The 16,939-nt window shown below is 64.6% G+C and carries 17 protein-coding genes; 6 read left to right on the forward strand and 11 right to left on the reverse strand.

What is annotated here, in order from left to right; translation table 11 throughout:
* Positions 1-291, reverse strand: a 291-nt coding sequence (locus tag ACV1FX_RS39490) for a hypothetical protein (protein ID WP_473122893.1), incomplete at its 3' end; no start/stop codon positions are given.
* Between the two features lie 84 nt (positions 292-375).
* On the opposite strand from ACV1FX_RS39490, the gene trpS reads away from it, so the two are divergent.
* The gene (gene trpS, locus ACV1FX_RS39495; protein ID WP_473122894.1) at positions 376-1,392 is read left to right on the forward strand and encodes a tryptophan--tRNA ligase; all 1,017 of its coding nucleotides are present in this window, start codon (positions 376-378) and stop codon (positions 1,390-1,392) included.
* Positions 1,393-1,594: 202 nt separating this feature from the next.
* Here trpS and nikR read toward each other — a convergent pair whose 3' ends face one another.
* Both nikR and ACV1FX_RS39505 read right to left on the reverse strand, forming a co-directional pair.
* Complete coding sequence (gene nikR / locus ACV1FX_RS39500; protein WP_473122895.1) at positions 1,595-2,038, reverse strand: nickel-responsive transcriptional regulator NikR; 444 nt, start codon at positions 2,036-2,038, stop codon at positions 1,595-1,597.
* Between the two features lie 71 nt (positions 2,039-2,109).
* On the reverse strand, positions 2,110-4,566 hold the full coding sequence (locus ACV1FX_RS39505) for a heavy metal translocating P-type ATPase (RefSeq protein WP_473122896.1): 2,457 nt from the start codon (positions 4,564-4,566) through the stop codon (positions 2,110-2,112).
* 74 nt (positions 4,567-4,640) lie between these two features.
* Between ACV1FX_RS39505 and ACV1FX_RS39510 the strand changes: the two genes are divergently transcribed.
* On the forward strand, positions 4,641-4,916 hold the full coding sequence (locus ACV1FX_RS39510; protein ID WP_473122897.1) for a metal-sensitive transcriptional regulator: 276 nt from the start codon (positions 4,641-4,643) through the stop codon (positions 4,914-4,916).
* Between the two features lie 207 nt (positions 4,917-5,123).
* Here ACV1FX_RS39510 and ACV1FX_RS39515 read toward each other — a convergent pair whose 3' ends face one another.
* Entirely contained in the window at positions 5,124-6,038 is a 915-nt protein-coding gene (locus ACV1FX_RS39515; RefSeq protein ID WP_473122898.1) for a YiiX/YebB-like N1pC/P60 family cysteine hydrolase, read from the reverse strand.
* A gap of 190 nt (positions 6,039-6,228) precedes the next feature.
* Between ACV1FX_RS39515 and ACV1FX_RS39520 the strand changes: the two genes are divergently transcribed.
* Positions 6,229-7,611, forward strand: a complete 1,383-nt coding sequence (locus tag ACV1FX_RS39520; protein WP_473122899.1) for a flavin monoamine oxidase family protein — start codon at positions 6,229-6,231, stop codon at positions 7,609-7,611.
* A gap of 266 nt (positions 7,612-7,877) precedes the next feature.
* Here ACV1FX_RS39520 and pheT read toward each other — a convergent pair whose 3' ends face one another.
* From pheT to rpmI, 5 genes are all read right to left on the reverse strand, one after another.
* Positions 7,878-10,286: a phenylalanine--tRNA ligase subunit beta gene (pheT, locus tag ACV1FX_RS39525; protein ID WP_473122900.1), complete on the reverse strand. Its 2,409-nt coding sequence runs from the start codon at positions 10,284-10,286 to the stop codon at positions 7,878-7,880.
* Positions 10,283-10,729, reverse strand: a complete 447-nt coding sequence (locus ACV1FX_RS39530; protein ID WP_473122901.1) for an endonuclease domain-containing protein — start codon at positions 10,727-10,729, stop codon at positions 10,283-10,285. Before ACV1FX_RS39530 ends, pheT begins: the two co-directional genes overlap by 4 nt.
* A gap of 218 nt (positions 10,730-10,947) precedes the next feature.
* Positions 10,948-12,045 (reverse strand): phenylalanine--tRNA ligase subunit alpha, encoded by a 1,098-nt coding sequence (gene pheS, locus ACV1FX_RS39535; RefSeq protein ID WP_473122902.1) that lies wholly within the window; start codon positions 12,043-12,045, stop codon positions 10,948-10,950.
* Positions 12,046-12,263: 218 nt separating this feature from the next.
* Positions 12,264-12,623 carry a 50S ribosomal protein L20 gene (gene rplT, locus ACV1FX_RS39540; protein ID WP_027528250.1) on the reverse strand — a complete coding sequence of 120 codons (360 nt, stop codon included), beginning with the start codon at positions 12,621-12,623 and terminating at the stop codon, positions 12,264-12,266.
* An 80-nt stretch (positions 12,624-12,703) separates the two neighbouring features.
* Complete coding sequence (rpmI, locus tag ACV1FX_RS39545) at positions 12,704-12,904, reverse strand: 50S ribosomal protein L35 (protein ID WP_008539890.1); 201 nt, start codon at positions 12,902-12,904, stop codon at positions 12,704-12,706.
* A 277-nt stretch (positions 12,905-13,181) separates the two neighbouring features.
* Between rpmI and ACV1FX_RS39550 the strand changes: the two genes are divergently transcribed.
* Positions 13,182-13,583: a hypothetical protein gene (locus ACV1FX_RS39550; RefSeq protein WP_473122903.1), complete on the forward strand. Its 402-nt coding sequence runs from the start codon at positions 13,182-13,184 to the stop codon at positions 13,581-13,583.
* Between the two features lie 139 nt (positions 13,584-13,722).
* On the opposite strand, the gene infC is transcribed toward ACV1FX_RS39550, so the two are convergent.
* Entirely contained in the window at positions 13,723-14,262 is a 540-nt protein-coding gene (gene infC, locus ACV1FX_RS39555; protein ID WP_027528252.1) for a translation initiation factor IF-3, read from the reverse strand.
* A gap of 244 nt (positions 14,263-14,506) precedes the next feature.
* Between infC and ACV1FX_RS39560 the strand changes: the two genes are divergently transcribed.
* Both ACV1FX_RS39560 and ACV1FX_RS39565 read left to right on the forward strand, forming a co-directional pair.
* Positions 14,507-15,331 carry an alpha/beta hydrolase gene (locus ACV1FX_RS39560; RefSeq protein ID WP_473122904.1) on the forward strand — a complete coding sequence of 275 codons (825 nt, stop codon included), beginning with the start codon at positions 14,507-14,509 and terminating at the stop codon, positions 15,329-15,331.
* A 165-nt stretch (positions 15,332-15,496) separates the two neighbouring features.
* Complete coding sequence (locus tag ACV1FX_RS39565) at positions 15,497-15,964, forward strand: nuclear transport factor 2 family protein (RefSeq protein WP_473122905.1); 468 nt, start codon at positions 15,497-15,499, stop codon at positions 15,962-15,964.
* A gap of 86 nt (positions 15,965-16,050) precedes the next feature.
* Here ACV1FX_RS39565 and ACV1FX_RS39570 read toward each other — a convergent pair whose 3' ends face one another.
* Entirely contained in the window at positions 16,051-16,848 is a 798-nt protein-coding gene (locus tag ACV1FX_RS39570) for a thioesterase family protein (RefSeq protein ID WP_473122906.1), read from the reverse strand.
* Positions 16,849-16,939: the final 91 nt, after the last annotated feature.

Consider the following 16,939-nt stretch of genomic DNA (forward strand, 5'->3'; position numbering starts at 1 on the left):
TCTGAAGGTAATTCCGTTCAATCGTCCGATCGAAGCTATTGTCGCGCATCGAACCCTCCCTGCTGGGCTGGATTCGATCACCGAATTAATGAACTTGCACAATTGCGAGCGCAGCGAAGCAATCCAGCATCCCTCCGCGGTGCGTGGTGAGGCATCGGTCACATCATGTCGAGCACCTTGCCGACGCACCTGGGTTATGCGAATAGACTGCCATGACCGACGCGATGAACCGTTCCAGCTGCCCCTGGTGGCGCTCCTTCTGAAGGAGCGGCGCGTCGTCATGTCTTTCATTCGACCATCGCCGCCGTGTTCGGCATGGTCGTCATTCCCATACACTCTGCCCGAAGCGCGGCGGCTCCAATCCCGGAGACGTCAATGCTTTCCCCTGCGCAAGAAAAGCCGATCATCCTGACCGGCGATCGCCCCACCGGCCCGCTGCATCTCGGGCACTATGCGGGCTCGCTGCGAAATCGCGTCGCGCTGCAGCGGTCGCATCGGCAATACGTCCTCATTGCCGACACCCAGGCCCTGACCGACAACGCGGACGATCCCGACAAGGTGAGACGCAACGTCATCGAGGTGGCGCTGGACTATCTCGCCGTCGGCATCGATCCCGGCGAGACGACGATCTGCCTTCAATCGGCGCTTCCCGCGTTGGCGGAGCTGTCGCTGCTCTATCTGAACTTCGTCACCGTGGCGCGGCTCGAGCGCAATCCGACGGTCAAGGCGGAAATCCTGACGCGCGGCTTCGAGCGCGACATTCCCGCCGGCTTCCTCTGCTATCCCGTCGCGCAAGCCGCCGACATCACTGCATTCAGGGCGAGCGTCGTTCCCGTGGGCGAGGATCAGGCGCCGATGATCGAGCAGACCAACGAGATCGTGCGACGGATCAACCGTCAGGCCGGGCGAAAACTGCTGCCCGAAGCCGAAGCGATGATCCCGGCTACGGGCCGGCTTCCCGGTATCGACGGCCGGGCGAAGATGAGCAAGTCGCTTGGCAATAGCATCGCCCTGTCGGCATCGGCGGACGAGATTCGCGAGGCCGTGCGCAAGATGTACACCGACCCCGGCCATGTCAGGGCCAGCGACCCCGGACACGTCGAGGGCAATGTCGTCTTCACCTATCTCGACGCATTCGCCGAGGATCAGGTCGAAGTGGAGGAGCTCAAGGCGCGCTATCGGGCGGGGGGCCTCGGCGACGTCAAGGTCAAGAAGCGCCTGGAGGACATCCTGCAAGCCTTGCTTACGCCGATCCGGGAACGCCGACACCGGCTCGCGCAGGATCAATCCCATGTGCTGGCGGAGCTACGCAAAGGAACGGATCGTGCGAAGCAGATCACGCAGGCGACGCTGGATGAGGTCAAGGCAGGGCTGGGATTGTTTTCGTTGTGAGACTGTGCGGAGGCAGGTGACGCTTTCTTCCCTTCTCCCCTTGCGGGAGAAGGTGGCGCGAAGCGCCGGATGAGGGGTTGTTTCCGCGCATTCAGTGCTAGAGCTTTATGCGCGGATAGAACCCCTCACCCGGCTTCGCTATCGCGAAGCCACCCTCTCCCGCAAGGGGAGAAGGTGCACCGCGCGTGCGGCGAGGCTTACGTCACCCATGCTTATGCGCATGCTTCCGCGGCTTCGCCTTCCCTTCGCCGGTCGGAATCATCACCACGCGGCCGTAGCGCACGCCGCGTTCGGCGATGATGTGGTCGGCGAAGTGCTTGACCTCGTCGGCGGATCCCCTCAGCGCCGTCATCTCCATGCAATTGTCGTCGTCGAGATGGACGTGCAGCGTCGCCAGCGCGAGGTCGTGGTGGCCGTGGAATTCCTGCACCAGGCGCTTGGAGAGATCGCGCGCCGCGTGGTCGTAGACATAGACGAGGCCGGCGACGCAAGGACCCGTCTGGGCGCTGTCCTCGGCCGTCTGCTGTAAGCCGGCGCGGGCGAGGTCGCGGATGATCTCGGAGCGGTTCTGGTAGCCGCGCGCCGCAGCCGCGGCATCGATCTCCGCCAGCAAATCGTCCTCGATCGTGATCGTAATCCGCTGCATGGAACGCTCCCGGCGCGCCGCGCGATGTCGCGTGGCATCAACAAAATCGTTCTACACGGAATTTGCGCGCGTCACAGCCGTGTTGTGCGCAGTCGCAGCGCGTTGCCGACGACGCTGACCGACGACAGCGCCATCGCCGCGGCCGCGATGATCGGCGACAGCAGGATGCCGAAGGCCGGATAGAGAATGCCGGCCGCGATCGGGATGCCGGCCGCGTTGTAGATGAAGGCGAAGAACAGGTTCTGCCGGATGTTGCGCATTGTCGCCTGCGACAGTTTTCGCGCGCGAACGATGCCGGTGAGGTCGCCCTTGAGCAGGGTGACGCCGGCGCTTTCCATGGCCACGTCCGTGCCCGTGCCCATGGCGATGCCGACCTCGGCCGCCGCCAGCGCCGGGGCGTCGTTGACGCCGTCGCCGGCCATCGCGACGGAACCGCGCGCCTTCTGAAGCCTCGTGACGACCGCACTCTTCTGGTCCGGCAGCACCTCGGCTTCGACATCGGCGATGCCGAGCCTGCGCGCGACGGCCTCTGCCGTGGTCCGATTGTCGCCGGTCAGCATGATGACCTTGATGCCCTCGGCGGCGAGATCCTTCAAGGTCTGGGGCGTCGACGCCTTGACGGGATCGGCGATCGCGAACAGCCCGGCCAGGCTGCCGTCGATGGCCATGTTGATGACGGTGGCACCGTCCTTGCGCAGCCGCTCTGCTTCCGCAGCGAGCGGCGTCGTGTCGATGCCGATCGAGCCGAGATATCCTGCGTTGCCGAGCACGACGGTCTTGCCGTCGACCTTGCCGGTTACGCCCTTGCCGATCGGCGAGTCGAACTGGTCGACCTGACTGATGCTGAACTGCTTCTCCTTCGCCGCGCGCACGATCGCATCGGCCAGCGGGTGCTCGCTGGCGCGCTCGACGCTGGCGGCAAGGCGCAGGATGTCATCCTCGGCAAAGCCTTGAGCCGGAACGATCATGACCACCTTCGGCTTGCCCTCGGTCAGCGTGCCGGTCTTGTCGACCACGAGCGTGTCGATCTTCTCCATCCGCTCCAGGGCCTCGGCGTTCTTGATGAGAACGCCTGCCTGCGCGCCGCGGCCGACGCCGACCATGATCGACATCGGCGTCGCGAGCCCCAGGGCGCAGGGGCAGGCGATGATGAGCACGCTGACGGCGGCGACGAGGCCAAAGGCGAGCCGCGGCTCCGGGCCGAACCAGGCCCATGCGGCAAAGGCGACGATGGCGACGGCGATCACTGCCGGCACGAACCAGCCCGCGACCTGGTCGGCAAGGCGCTGGATCGGCGCGCGCGAGCGCTGGGCGTCGGCGACCATCTGCACGATCTGCGACAGCAGCGTCTCGCGCCCGACCTTCTCGGCGCGCATGATGAAGCTGCCGGATTGGTTCATTGTTCCGGCGATGACCTTTGCGCCGACCTCCTTGGTGACAGGCATGGATTCGCCGGTGACGAGGGATTCATCGAGCGAGGAACGTCCCTCCAGCAGGAGGCCGTCGACCGGCACCTTCTCGCCGGGGCGGACCCGCAAGCTGTCGCCGGAGTGAAGCGTGTCGATCTCGACCTCGTGCTCGGTGCCATCAGGCCCGATGCGCCGCGCGGTCTTCGGCGCGAACTGGAGCAGCGCCTTGATCGCGCCTGATGTCGCGTCGCGGGCGCGCAGCTCCAGCACCTGGCCGAGCAGCACCAGCACGGTGATGACGGCGGCCGCCTCGAAATAGACTGCGACCGCGCCCTCATGACCCCTGAAGGTCGCGGGAAAGATCTGCGGCGCCAGCGTGCCGAACAGACTGTAGACGTAGGCGACGCCCGTGCCCATCGCGATCAGCGTGAACATATTGAGGTTGCGGGTGACGAGCGATTGCCAGCCGCGCACGAAGAACGGCCAGCCGGCCCACAGCACGACCGGTGTGGCGAACACGAGCTGGATCCAGTTCGAGAGCGTCGGATCGATCCAGTTGTGCGGGCCCGCGAGATGGCCGCCCATCTCGAGCACGACCGCCGGCAGCGCCAGCGCGCCGCCGATCCAGAGCCGCCGCGTCATGTCGGTGATTTCAGGATTGGGGCCGGTATCGAGGCTCACCACGTCCGGCTCCAGCGCCATGCCGCAGATCGGGCAGCTTCCGGGGCCGACCTGGCGGATCTCCGGATGCATCGGGCAGGTGTAGATCGTGCCCGCGGGCATCTCGTGTTCGGGCGCCTTTTGCTCTTCCATTCCCTTGGCGAGATATTTGGCGGGATCGGCCGCGAATTTGGTGCGGCAGCCGGCGGAGCAGAAATGGAAGGTCTCGCCATGATGCTCGAAGCGGTGCTTCGAGGTCGCGGGATCGACCGTCATGCCGCAGACGGGATCGCGGGCCTTGTCGCCGGACGCGGCGTGGGAGTGATGGGCGTGATCGCCATGGCCGCCGCAGCACGATGATGCCGCGGGCTTCTCCACCGGCAGTGCAGTCTTGGCCGAGCAGCCGCATGCGGAGTGCTTTGCGGCCGTCTCGGCGTGGTTGTGTTCGGTGTCGTTCATTCCAGCTCCGGCCTTGGTTCCCGGTCTCGACTCCGGGACTTGCAACCTATACCCGGTAGGGGTATATAGACGTCATGCGCAAGGACATCAAGGCATCCGTCGGCAAACGTCTGAGCCGGATCGAAGGGCAGGTCCGCGGCCTCTCCAAGATGGTCGACGAGGACCGCTACTGCATCGACATCGTGACGCAGATTTCCGCGGTGCGCGCCGCGCTGCGCCGGGTCGAGGAGGAGATCCTCAAAGACCACGTCGCCCACTGCGTCGAGCATGCGATCTCGAGCGGCAACAAGACCGATCAACGGGAAAAGATCGCGGAGCTGATGGCGGTGATAGGACGCGCGGAACGGTAGTCGTTCATTCTCCGCTCGCAACGACGGCAAAGAGAAAGCGCGATATCTCCCAATGTCGTCCTGGCGAAAGCCAGGACCCATTACCCCAGGGAGTAGTTTTGGCGAAGATTAGAAGTTGATTTTTGCATCGGTACGAAGAGCGCAGGCGATGGATAGATTCCGCGGTATGGGTCCTGGCTTTCGCCAGGACGACATTGGGGCTGGGCGTTACGCCGCGAAATCGCGCGCGGGCGCGGCGATATCGACCTTGGCCGCACTCACTTCTTGAGCCGGAATCTTAGCCGGCGCTTTTTCGTCAGACGCTTCAGGAACGAGCGGCGGCGAACGGAGCGTTTCTGGAAACACACTGAAAGTGCCCGCCACCTCCTCGAGCGGCTTCTGCTTGTCGGCCCAGTGCAGGGATGTGTAGTCGAAGCCGTGCACGATGGTGGGTTTGACGACCTCGAAATAGGGCGAGATGTCGAAGTCGCGGGGCATGTAGAGCGAGGAATCGCGGATGTGCAGGATCTCGCGGCGCGCCTGCCGGCTGCCGGCCTTGGTGATCTTGGGCAGGATCGGATAGCGCACGGCGTCGAAGGCCTGAGCGATCAGTGCCGAGCAGATGATCTTGGTCGGATCGCCCGAGCCAAGTGCGATCATGCGTCGCCGCCAACGCTGCGGGATCGGTAGCGGGAACAGAAAGCGCATCAGGTCGAGGATGTTCTTGGTGTCGTAGCCGAAGCCGATGCGGTTGATGGCGTAGCGGCAGACGGTGGTGCGGTCCTCGTAGGACAGCCCCACCGGGCGGCACAACCTCGTGTGATACGGATAATATTTCGAGAGCGGCGCGGAGGTGACGCCTTCGCCGATATTGGCCTCGATCAGGACGTGCTGCTCGCCGTCGGACTCTTCGGCACCTTCGACGGGGCCGACATAGAGCGCGGCATGCGACCAGGTCGACTGCGTGAGATATTTGATGATGCCGGAGATGCGGTTGTTGCCCTCGACCAGCAGGACGTCGCCGGGTTGGATGACGCCGCGAAGATGCTCGGGATCGCTCGGCGTGAACGGCTCGTAGCCCGGCACCTCCTTGGAGAGGTACGCGGCTATCAGCTTGCCGACTGAGTCTAGGACCGTCCCCATTGCGAGCTCCCCGCAGCCTTTTCCGGCCGCCTTTTTCCCTTCTCTATCATGGTCGAGACGCGTTGCAATTTGGTTCATTGCGCACGGCGATCAAGTACGATTGATTCACCATGATGGTTGCCGCGCTGCGCCAGATGCGGCAAGGTTCGCTAGCTGTTCCCATTCGCTTCAAGTCCCCGGAAACCATGACATGACAATCACGCGCCGCAGCTTCCTCTCGGCGTCGGCGGCGTTCGCCGCGGCACCGATCCTGCGCGCGACCGCCGCACCCCTGCCGCGCGAGGCCGACATCGTCGTGATCGGCGCTGGTGCGGCGGGCATCGCTGCAGCGCGGCGGGTGATGGCGGCCAATCGCAAGGTCGTGGTGGTGGAAGCGGCAAGCCAGATCGGCGGCCGCTGCGTCACGGATAGCACAACGTTCGATACCGCATTCGATCGCGGCGCACGCTGGATGCACAATCCCGACACCAATCCGATGATCCGCCTTGCGCGCAGCGTCGGGCTCGACGTGTCACCGGCCCCCGCCGGCCAGAAGATGCGCATCGGCCGCCGCAATGCGCGTGCCGGCGAGACCGAGGAATTCCTGGCGGCGCTGGTGCGCGCCAATCGCGCCATCGATGAAGCCTCGCGCGGCAAGCTCGACACCTCCTGCGCGTCGGTGATGCCGAAGGATCTCGGCGACTGGGCTGGGACGGCCGAGTTCTTGCTGGGGGCGAACTTCGCCGGCAAGGACCTCAAGGAGCTCTCGGTCATCGACAAGGCCCGCGCGCAGGACCGCAATTCCGCGATCGCCTGCAAGCAGGGGCTGGGCACGCTGATCACCAAGCTCGGCGAGCAGACGCCGGTTGCGCTGTCGACACCCGCAGGGCGCGTCCTCTGGAGCAATCGCGACGTCAGCGTCGAGACGCCGGCCGGCAAGATCGTCGCCCGCGCCGCCATCATCACGGTCTCGACCAACGTCTTGACCGCAGGCGCGATCAAGTTCGCGCCCGATATCCCGAAGCGCACGCTCGATGCGGCCTCCAAGCTCAGCCTCGGCAGCTACGATCACATCGTGCTGCAACTGCCGGGTAATCCGCTCGGGCTCGCGCGCGACGACATCCTGGTCGAGCAGAGCAATTCGATCCGCACCGCGCTCTTGTTCGCCAATATCGGCGGCTCCTCGCTGTGCTCGATCGACGTCGGCGGCTCCTTCGGCCGCGATCTGTCGGAGCAGGGCGAGCAGGCGATGGCGGCGTTCGCGAGGGAATGGCTGACGAAGCTGTTCGGCAGCGAGGCGACGTCGGGAATCAAGAAGATTAGCGCGACGCGTTGGAACGCCTCGCCCTACGTGATGGGCGCGATGTCGGCGTCCGCGCCCGGCGGCCAGCTCTCGCGAAAAATCCTGACCGAGCCGATCGGCTGCATGTACCTCGCCGGCGAAGCCACGCACGACACGCTGTGGGGCACCGTCGACGGCGCCTGGGAGAGCGGCGAACGCGCCGCCGAGGCCGCGCTCCGCCGCATCGGCGCGATCAGAGATGAGCCCGCCGAGGTGCCGACGCAATCGACCAGGCGACGGCAGAAGCGTTAGCCGTTGTCCCGCACAAGCGCCTCAAACTCAACTCGTTGGCCCGGCGAAGGCCGGGACCCATAACCCCAGGGAGTGGTTATCGTCCAAGATTGGTGACCACGAGTCTTCGCAAAACTACTCCCTGTGGTTTCCCGGATCTGCGCTTCGCTTGTCCGGGACGACGAGGGGAGTTTGGTGCGCGCGCTCGCGCTACGCAACGAAGGCGATCGTGCTGATCGCCATCGCGATGGTGAGACGGACGTCCTTCGGGAGAAGGTCAGTCAAGTTCATCCCCGCAGGATGCCGCCGGTCTTCTTCGTCACCTCGGCCACGACCTTTGCCGCCACCGCCTCGATCTCCTGGTCGGTCAGCGTCTTCTCGCGCGGCTGGATCGTCACGGCAATCGCGATCGACTTCTTGCCATCGTCGATGCCCTTGCCCTCATAGACGTCGAACACGTTGACGGCGGTGATCAGCTTCTTGTCGACGGCCTGCGCCGTGCGCACGATGTCGCCGGCCTTCACGCCGCGATCGACGATGAAGGCGAAGTCGCGCGAGACCGGCTGGAACGCCGACAGCTCGATCACGGGCTTTGCCCGCGTCGGCTTCTTCTTGGCCTCGGGAATGCGGTCGAGGATCACCTCGAACGCCATCACGGGGCCGTCGGCGCCGAGCGCTTCGAGCGCGCGCGGGTGCATCTCGCCGAAATAGCCGAGCACGTTCTGCGGGCCGATCTGGATGGTGCCGGAGCGGCCCGGATGCAGCCATTTGGGTCCGCCAGCGACGATCTGCAGCGCCTGCATCGGTGCGCCGGCCGCAGCCAGCACCGCCAGCGCATCGGCCTTGGCGTCGAACACATCCGCCGCGGCGGAGCCCGACCAGTGACGGCCGAGACCCTCCGACGCGGCAAAGCCGCGACGGACGCCCGAGGCGGCCAGGAACTGATCCTGCGGACGATCGCCCCTGAAGAGCTGGCCGACCTCGAACAGTGCGACATCGCCAAGGCCGCGATCGGCATTGGCTTGCGCCGCGGCGATCAGGCCCGGCAGCAGGCTCGGCCGCATGTCGGAAAGGTCGGAGGCGATCGGGTTGGCAAGCTCGAGCTCGCGCTGCCCGCCACCGAACAGTTCAGCCGCCGGCTTGGCAATGAACGACCACGTCACTGCCTCGACCATGCCCCGTGTCGCAAGCGCGCGTCTCGCGCGGCGGCTGCGGAGCTGAAGCGTGGTCAGCACGGGCTTGCGTGCGTCCTCGCCGCGCTCGAACGGCGTCTCCGGCACCTTGTCGACGCCATAGATGCGGACGATCTCTTCGACGATGTCGGCCTTGCCATGCACGTCGGTGCGCCAGGAGGGCACAGCGACTTTCACGTTGGGACCTGTGCCCGCCATCATGAAGCCGAGATGAGAGAGGATGCGCTTCATCTCGACCTGCGGCACCTCGATGCCGGAGAGACGCTTGACCTCGGACAGCGGGAAATCGATCACGCGGTCGTCGCCAAAGGCCTTGCCGGTCACGAAGGTTTCCGACGGCGTGCCGCCGCACATCTCCATCACGAGCTTCGTCGCAAGCTCCAGGCCCGGCACCATGAAGGCCGGGTCGACGCCGCGCTCGAAGCGATAGCGCGCGTCCGAATTGATACCGAGCTTGCGGCCGGTCTGCGCGATGTTGATCTCGTTCCAGAGCGCCGATTCGATCAGCACGTCGGTGGTATTCTCGTCGCAACCCGAGGCCTCGCCGCCCATGATGCCGGCAAGCGATTCGACGCCGTGCTCGTCGGCGATCACGCAGATGTTGGAATCGAGATTGTAGGTGCGGCCGTCGAGCGCAAGCAGGGTTTCGCCGTCGCGCCCACGTCGGACGGTGAGATTGCCCGTCACCTTGCTGGCATCGAACACGTGCAGCGGACGCGCGCGATCGAAGGTCATGAAGTTGGTGATGTCGACCAGCGCGTTGATCGGGCGCAGTCCGATAGCGGTCAGCCGTTTCTGCAGCCATTCCGGCGAGGGACCGTTCTTGACCCCGCGCACGAGGCGCAACGCGAAGCCCGGGCATAGCGAGGTGTCCTCGACCGTCACCTTCACCGGGCAGGGGAATTCGCCCTTCACGGCCTTGATGGTGGGATCCTTGAACTTGCCCATGTCGGCAGCCGCAAGGTCGCGCGCGATGCCGTGCACGCCGGTGCAATCCTGCCGGTTCGGCGTCAAATTGATCTCGATCACGGGATCGCCGAGGCCGGCCCATTCGGCATAGCCTGCGCCGATGGGAGCGTCCGCCGGCAGTTCCATGATGCCGTCGTGATCGTTGGAGATCTGCAATTCGGCCGCCGAGCAAAGCATGCCGCGGCTCTCGACGCCGCGGATGGTGCCGACGCCGAGCGTGATGTCCTTGCCGGGAATGTAGGTGCCAGGGGCTGAGAACACGCTGACGAGCCCGCTGCGTGCATTCGGCGCGCCGCACACGACCTGAACCGGCGCACCACCGTCACCGGTGTCGACCATGCAGACGCGCAGCCGATCCGCGTTCGGATGCTGCTCGGCGGAAATCACCTTCGCGATCGTGAACGGTTTCAGCGCCTTCGCCTTGTCCTCGATGTTCTCGACCTCGAGCCCGATCATGGTGAGCTTCTCGGCAAGCCTGTCGAGCGGCTCGTCGGTGTCGAGATGATCCTTCAGCCAGGAGAGGGTGAATTTCATGGCTGATTTTTCTCCACGAGAACGGTCTGCTCCCTCTCCCGCTTGCGGGGGAGGGTGGGGGAGGGGGCTCTCTCCGCGATGGTAGTCGCGATTGTTTCGAGAACGCCGACGCGATTAGTCATTACATCGTGATTGCTGAAGCGGAGCACCTTGAAGCCCTTGGCCTCGATGATAACCGAGCGGCGCGCGTCAGCACGTTCGCCTTCATCGGAGAAATGCTGGCCGCCATCGAGCTCGATGACGAGCTTGGCCGCATGGCAGATGAAATCGGCGACGTAGCGTTCGATCGGCACTTGGCGCCGGAAGCTTGCGCCATTCAATCGGCCAGCGCGCAGCTCCGACCACAGGATCCGCTCGGCATCGGTCGAGTCGCGCCTCAGCGCGCGAGCATTTGCGCGCAGCTTGGCCGGTATCTTCCAGTCCGGGTGTTCAGGATCGACCATTGACAACCCCACCGTTGAGAAACCCTCACCCCAGCCCTCCCCCGCAAGCGGAGGGAGTCCGACCTGTCGGACGGGATGAGGATTCGTATCCATGAGATCGACGTTGTGCGCATGCTCCATCCATTCCCTCCCCCGCTTGCGGGGGAGGGGCAGGGAGAGGGCTTTCTCCACGAAGGGAACGGAGAGAGTCTTCGTGAGCCGGTATGAACACGTAAGCATCACGCGCTCAGCCCTCCGGCAAGCGTTGGCACTTCAAGCGGCTTGAAGCCGTAGTGGGACAGCCAGCGGACGTCGCTGTCGAACAGCTGGCGCAGATCGGCGATGCCGTATTTCAGCATGGCGATGCGGTCGATGCCCATGCCCCAGGCAAAGCCCTGGTACTCGTCGGGATCGATGCCGCAGGCGCGCAGCACGTTCGGGTGCACCATGCCGCAGCCGAGAATCTCGAGCCAGTCCTCGCCCTCGCCGAAGCGGATCTCGCCCTTGTCGCGGCGGCACTGGATGTCGACTTCCAGCGACGGCTCGGTGAACGGGAAGAACGACGGCCGGAAGCGCATGTTGATGTGGTCGACCTCGAAGAACGCCTTGCAGAACTCGTGCAGGATCCATTTGAGGTGGCCGAGATGCGAGCTCTTGTCGATCACGAGGCCCTCGACCTGGTGGAACTGCGGCGTGTGCGTCGCATCCGAATCGATGCGATAGGTGCGGCCCGGGCAGATCACGCGGATCGGCGGCTTCTGGCTCAGCATCGTGCGCACCTGCACCGGCGAGGTGTGGGTGCGAAGGAGCATGCGCGAGCCGTCCTCCTTCGGATGGAAGAAGAAGGTGTCGTGCATCTCGCGCGCGGGATGGCCGACAGGAAAGTTCAGCTTCGTGAAGTTGTAGTCGTCGGTCTCGACATCGGGACCTTCGGCGACCGAAAATCCCATGTCGGCGAAGATCGTGGTCAGCTCGTCCCAGACCTGGCTCAGCGGATGGATGCGGCCAGCCTCAGTCGCAGCATCGAACAGCGGCAAGGTGACGTCGATGGTCTCGGCGGCAAGCCGTGCATCGAGCGCTGCCGACTTCAGGATTTCGCGCCGCGCTGCGAGCGCCTGCGTAACCTTGTCCTTGGCCTGGTTGATCGCCGCGCCTTGGGTCTTGCGCTCGTCGGGCGACATTTTTCCGAGCGTGGCGAGCAGCGCGGAGATCGAGCCCTTCTTGCCGAGCGCTGAGACGCGCACGGCTTCGAGCGCGGCCTCATCGGTGGCGGCCGCGACATCGGCGATGATCTGGGCTTCGAGGTGGGCAAGATCGGTGCTGGCAAGATCGGTCATGGCAATCCCTTTTGGCCAGGATGCTTAGCCGATGCTCCTAGCCCGTCACACCCGGCCCAAAAGCGCGAAGCGCGTCTTCGCGTTAGATTCGCCGGGCATCCACGTCTGAGAAGTGTGTTTGCGCGAGAAATGACGGCCGGGGCACTTCAAGCGCGACAACGCGCCTTGGCCCGGGCCATCACAGATTGAAAGCTGCGCAGAGCACAGTGGAGGACGGCTTACGCCGCCAGCGCAGCCTTGGCCTTCTCGGCGATCGCCTGGAACGCGGCGGGCTCGCGGATCGCGAGATCCGACAGCACCTTGCGGTCCACGGTGATGCCCGACTTGGCAAGACCGTCGATAAATCGGCTGTAGGTCAGGCCGAACGGACGCACGGCGGCATTGAGGCGCTGGATCCAGAGCGCGCGGAAAGTGCGCTTGCGGCGCTTGCGGTCGCGGAAGGCGTACTGCGCGGCCTTCTCGACGGCCGGCTTGGCGGCGCGGATCGTGTTCTTGCGGCGGCCGTAGAAACCCTTGGCGGCCTTGTAGACTTTCTTGTGCTTGGCGTGGGCGGTCACACCGCGTTTGACGCGAGACATGACAAAAATCCTTCAGAGATGACTTTGGTTTTCGGAACGCCGCGGCATCCGCGGCTCGGCTGAATTGATCGTGGACGCAATCAGGCGTTCGGCAAGAAGTACTTCTTGACGTTGTCGCCGTCGGTCTTGAACAGCACGCGGGTGCCGCGGAGCTGACGGATCTGCTTCTTCGTCCGCTTGATCATGCCGTGACGCTTGCCGCGCTGGGCGTGCATCACTTTGCCGGTAGCAGTCACCTTGAAGCGCTTTTTAGCGCCCGACTTGGTCTTCAACTTGGGCATTTGGCTCTCCTAATGGCCATAACAGAGCACCGCCCGCGAAGGCGGCTGGCCGTCAAAAATGCTCGTTAGAGCGTTGATTGTGCTCAGGTTTCTGCGAACTCGCGCAAAACCCGCACGGGCACCGCCACGGCAGCCCTTAAATCAGCCGGGCGATGAAGGCTGGGCTTATGGCAGAGCCGGAGCCAAATGGCAACGATGAACCGCGGAAACGGCCCGGCCGACTATTTGAGGTTGCTACTCTCATCGTCACGCCCTGGCACCTGGAGCAGGGACCAAAATGGCCCATTTTCCGCATTCCCTTGTGTCTCGTGTTCTTCGCCGTCTCAAGCCTGTTGCGCTCCTTGCCGTGCTCGGCACGGCTGCCGTCCCGTCGACTGCCAATGCCCGGCTGGGTGGCTATGACGGCATCTGGAACGTCACCTTCGCCACCACGCGCGGCAATTGCAGCTCCGGCTACATGGTCCCGTTCACGGTGACCGGTAGCCGCGTGAGCTCGGCCGGTGGCGGCCGCGTCTCGGGCACCGTCAACCGGGCCGGTTCCGTTGCCGTGCAGGTCTCTGTCGGCGCCTCCCATGCCAGCGGCGGCGGCCGGCTCGGCGGCGCTGCCGGTGCAGGTTCCTGGAACGGCATTATTTCCGGCGACCGTTGCAGCGGCACCTGGCAGGCGACGCGGACGTAACTGTTACCCCGCAGTCGGTGCGCTCCTTCTCCAGCAAGCGGGAGAGGTTTCAGCGGTGCTTGCGGCCAGCATCATCAGCAAACAAAACGGCCCGCCAGATGACTGACGGGCCGTTGACCTCATGAGAGCCAAATCCGGCTCACCGCGGCGCCAGCACCATGACGACCTGGCGGCCCTCGAACCTGGCGTCCTGCTCGACCTTGGCGAGCTCGGCGACGTCGCTCTTGATCTTGTCCAAAAGCTTGGTGCCGATCTCCTGGTGCGCCATCTCGCGGCCGCGATAGCGCAGCGTGATCTTGACCTTGTCGCCCTCTTCGAAGAACCGCTGCATCGCGCGCATCTTCACATCATAGTCGTGATCGTCGATCATCGGACGGAGCTTGATCTCCTTGATCTCGACGGTCTTCTGCCGCTTGCGGGCTTCAGCGGCTTTCTTTTGGGCGGAATACTTATACTTCCCGTAGTCCATAATCTTGCAGACGGGAGGGCTGGTATTCGGCGAAATCTCCACGAGATCCATGCCGGCTTCCTGGGCCATCTTGATGGCCATCATCGTCTCGACCGTGCCTTTGTTGTCACCGGTCTGGTCGATCAGCTGGATCTGCGCATTGCGAATATCATCATTGATGCGCGGCCCGTCTTTGGCAGCAGGGGCCGGGGCTCTATTGGGACGACGAATGTTGGTTCTCCAAAGTTGTGAACGAAGCGGGTAGTCTGAAGGAAGATGCGTTTGCGGGCAAGCAAGTCGCACCTCGCACGCGAAAAACCGTCAAATGCGAGGCATTTTGGTCACGCCCATCCGCACGCCGCTCGACATAGACACCTTGTCCCGGTTCCGCAAGCGTCCCTAAAGGCCAATGCCGATCCCGGCGTGCCGCGGCAGCGCCGGACAACTCAAACCGCACAGCGAGAGTAAACGTTCCATGACCAATTCGGCCGCCAACCAGACTCCCACCTTCATCGACGTGGGCGAGGGCCCCTCGCCGCGGAAGATTGCGGTCCGAACCCGGGCGGGGAAGGGGCCAGGTAAGGGACCAGGGCTGTTCTGGCTCGGCGGTTTCAAGTCGGACATGCAGGGTACCAAGGCGGTGGCGCTGGACGATTGGGCGGTGGCGCATGGCCGCGCCTCGGTCCGGTTCGACTATTCCGGCCATGGCGAATCCGGTGGCGATTTCGCCGAGGGCACCATCGGGCGCTGGCTCGAGGAAAGCGTCGCGGTGTTCGAGCGGTTCTGCGAGGGCCCGCAGGTTCTGATCGGTTCCTCCATGGGCGGCTGGATGGCGCTGCTGCTCGCACGCGAGATCAGGCAGCGGGCCGGCAAGGAAACCAGCAAGGAAGCCGGCAAGCCGTCGCTGGCGGGGCTTGTGCTGATCGCGCCGGCGCCCGATTTCACCGAGGAGCTGATGTGGAAGAACTTCCCGGCCAACGTGAAGCAGGAGATCGAGACCAAAGGTCTCTGGCTCAGGCCGTCCGAATATGGCGACGGCTCGCCCTATCCGATCACGCGGAACCTGATCGTGGAGGGCCGCAATCATCTTGTGCTCGGCAGCGCCATCGATGTCGGCTGTCCCGTGCGCATCCTGCAAGGCGCCAAGGATCCCGATGTGCCGTGGCAGCACGCCTTCGCGCTGACGCATCGCCTGCCGGCGGATGACGTCGTGCTGACGCTGGTCCAGGACGGCGATCACCGCCTGTCGCGCCCGCAGGACATCGCGCGCATCCTTGCCGCGGTCGCGGAGATCGGGTGAGGTGTTTCTTCCCTTCTCCCCTTGCGGGAGAAGGTGGCGCGAAGCGACGAATGAAGGGTTGTTTCCGCGGAGACAGACCCCTCACCCAAGTGAATGCGTGTCAACGAGCGGAGCTGCCCTCTCCCGCAAGGGGAGAGGGCACGACAAGAAGCACCGGGAGGCTCCATGACCATCACCGCCATGCTGCGCGCGTTCTGCGACGCGGTCGAGCAGCGCAACGGCAAGGCGTTCGCCGATCTCTTCACCGAGGACGGCGTCTATCATGACGTGTTCTACGGCGCCTTCGCAGGTCGCACCAAAATCGCCGAGATGATCGACGACCACTTCTATCGCACGGCATCCGATTTCCGCTGGGACATGCATGAGCCGGTGTCCGATGGTACGACGCTCTATGCCCGCTACACCTTCAGCTACCGCTCGACGCTGCCGGAGGCGAGGGGCGCGCGCGCCATGTTCGAGGGCGTTGCGATCATGAAGCTCAGGGACGGCAGGATCGTGGAGTATCACGAGGTCGCCAACACCGCGCCGGCCTTCGTCGACCTGAATTTCGCACCGGAGCGTATCGCGAAAATCGCGGCCAAGCAGGGCGCAGCGCTGAAGGCGCGGCCGGAGATGAAGCGGCATCTGGCGTGAGCGCGCCAACTCTCTACTCGTCATTCCGGGCCTGCGCCTTCGGCGTATCCCGGAATGACGATGTGGAGAGATAGAACTGCGCAGCGCTACCGCTTCGATATCGGCGGCATCGGCCTGCGCTGCGCCAATGCCGCCACCGTCGAGGTGCCGATCGGGCCCCGCTCGTCATAGAGCCAGCATTCGCCGATTGCGACTCCGTCGGCGGAGTGATGATTCACCACCTCGAAGCCGATCCATTCGGTGACCGGCAGGCGATGCAGATACACGGTGACGTCGCTGTTGATGAAGCCGAGTCCCTGATCGCCGGCATTGGCGAAGGGGCTAGCGAAATCCGCAGCCACCGCGACGCGCGTGAATGGCGTCAGCGCAGCGCCGTCGACGAGCTCACGCACCTCGCTCATCCAGAGCCGGCGCGGACCGAGCGAGCCCATATGGCCGACGATGGGGCGCGTCGTCCATTTGCCGTGCATGCCGAGGCGCGGATCGGTCGGCGGCGGAATATCGGCGGGCTTCGGCGCGTCCCAGTTCGGCGGCGACCGGACATTGCCCTCGGGGTTTTGCGTCCGGCGCAGGAGCTGGCACGAGGCGCGTGCCATGCTGATGCCGCCGGAGATGAATTCCGCCTCCACCACGCGGATGCGCAGGCCGTCGCGCACGAGACGCGTGGTGATCTCGACCGGCTTGTCGAGTGTCGGCAGGCGAAACATGTCGACCGTGAGCCGCGCCGGCACGAACTCGGGGCCTGAATGGCGCTCCTCGATGCCGAAGCCGAGCAGCCCGACGATGACGCGTCCGTGCAGCGACTTCGGATCCCAGGGACCATTGGCAACTTCCGTCGGATGGAATGTATCGCCGCTGCGCGTGAAGAAGGGTGTGGCTGTCATGACGCGCCAGAGTGAAGGAACACGCGGGGAAATCAAGGGTGGTGCTTCGTGGCGAGGAGCGGTGCGTGCTTTCCTCATTCTCCGCTGTCAT

The sequence above is a fragment of the Bradyrhizobium ingae genome, assembly GCF_055791185.1.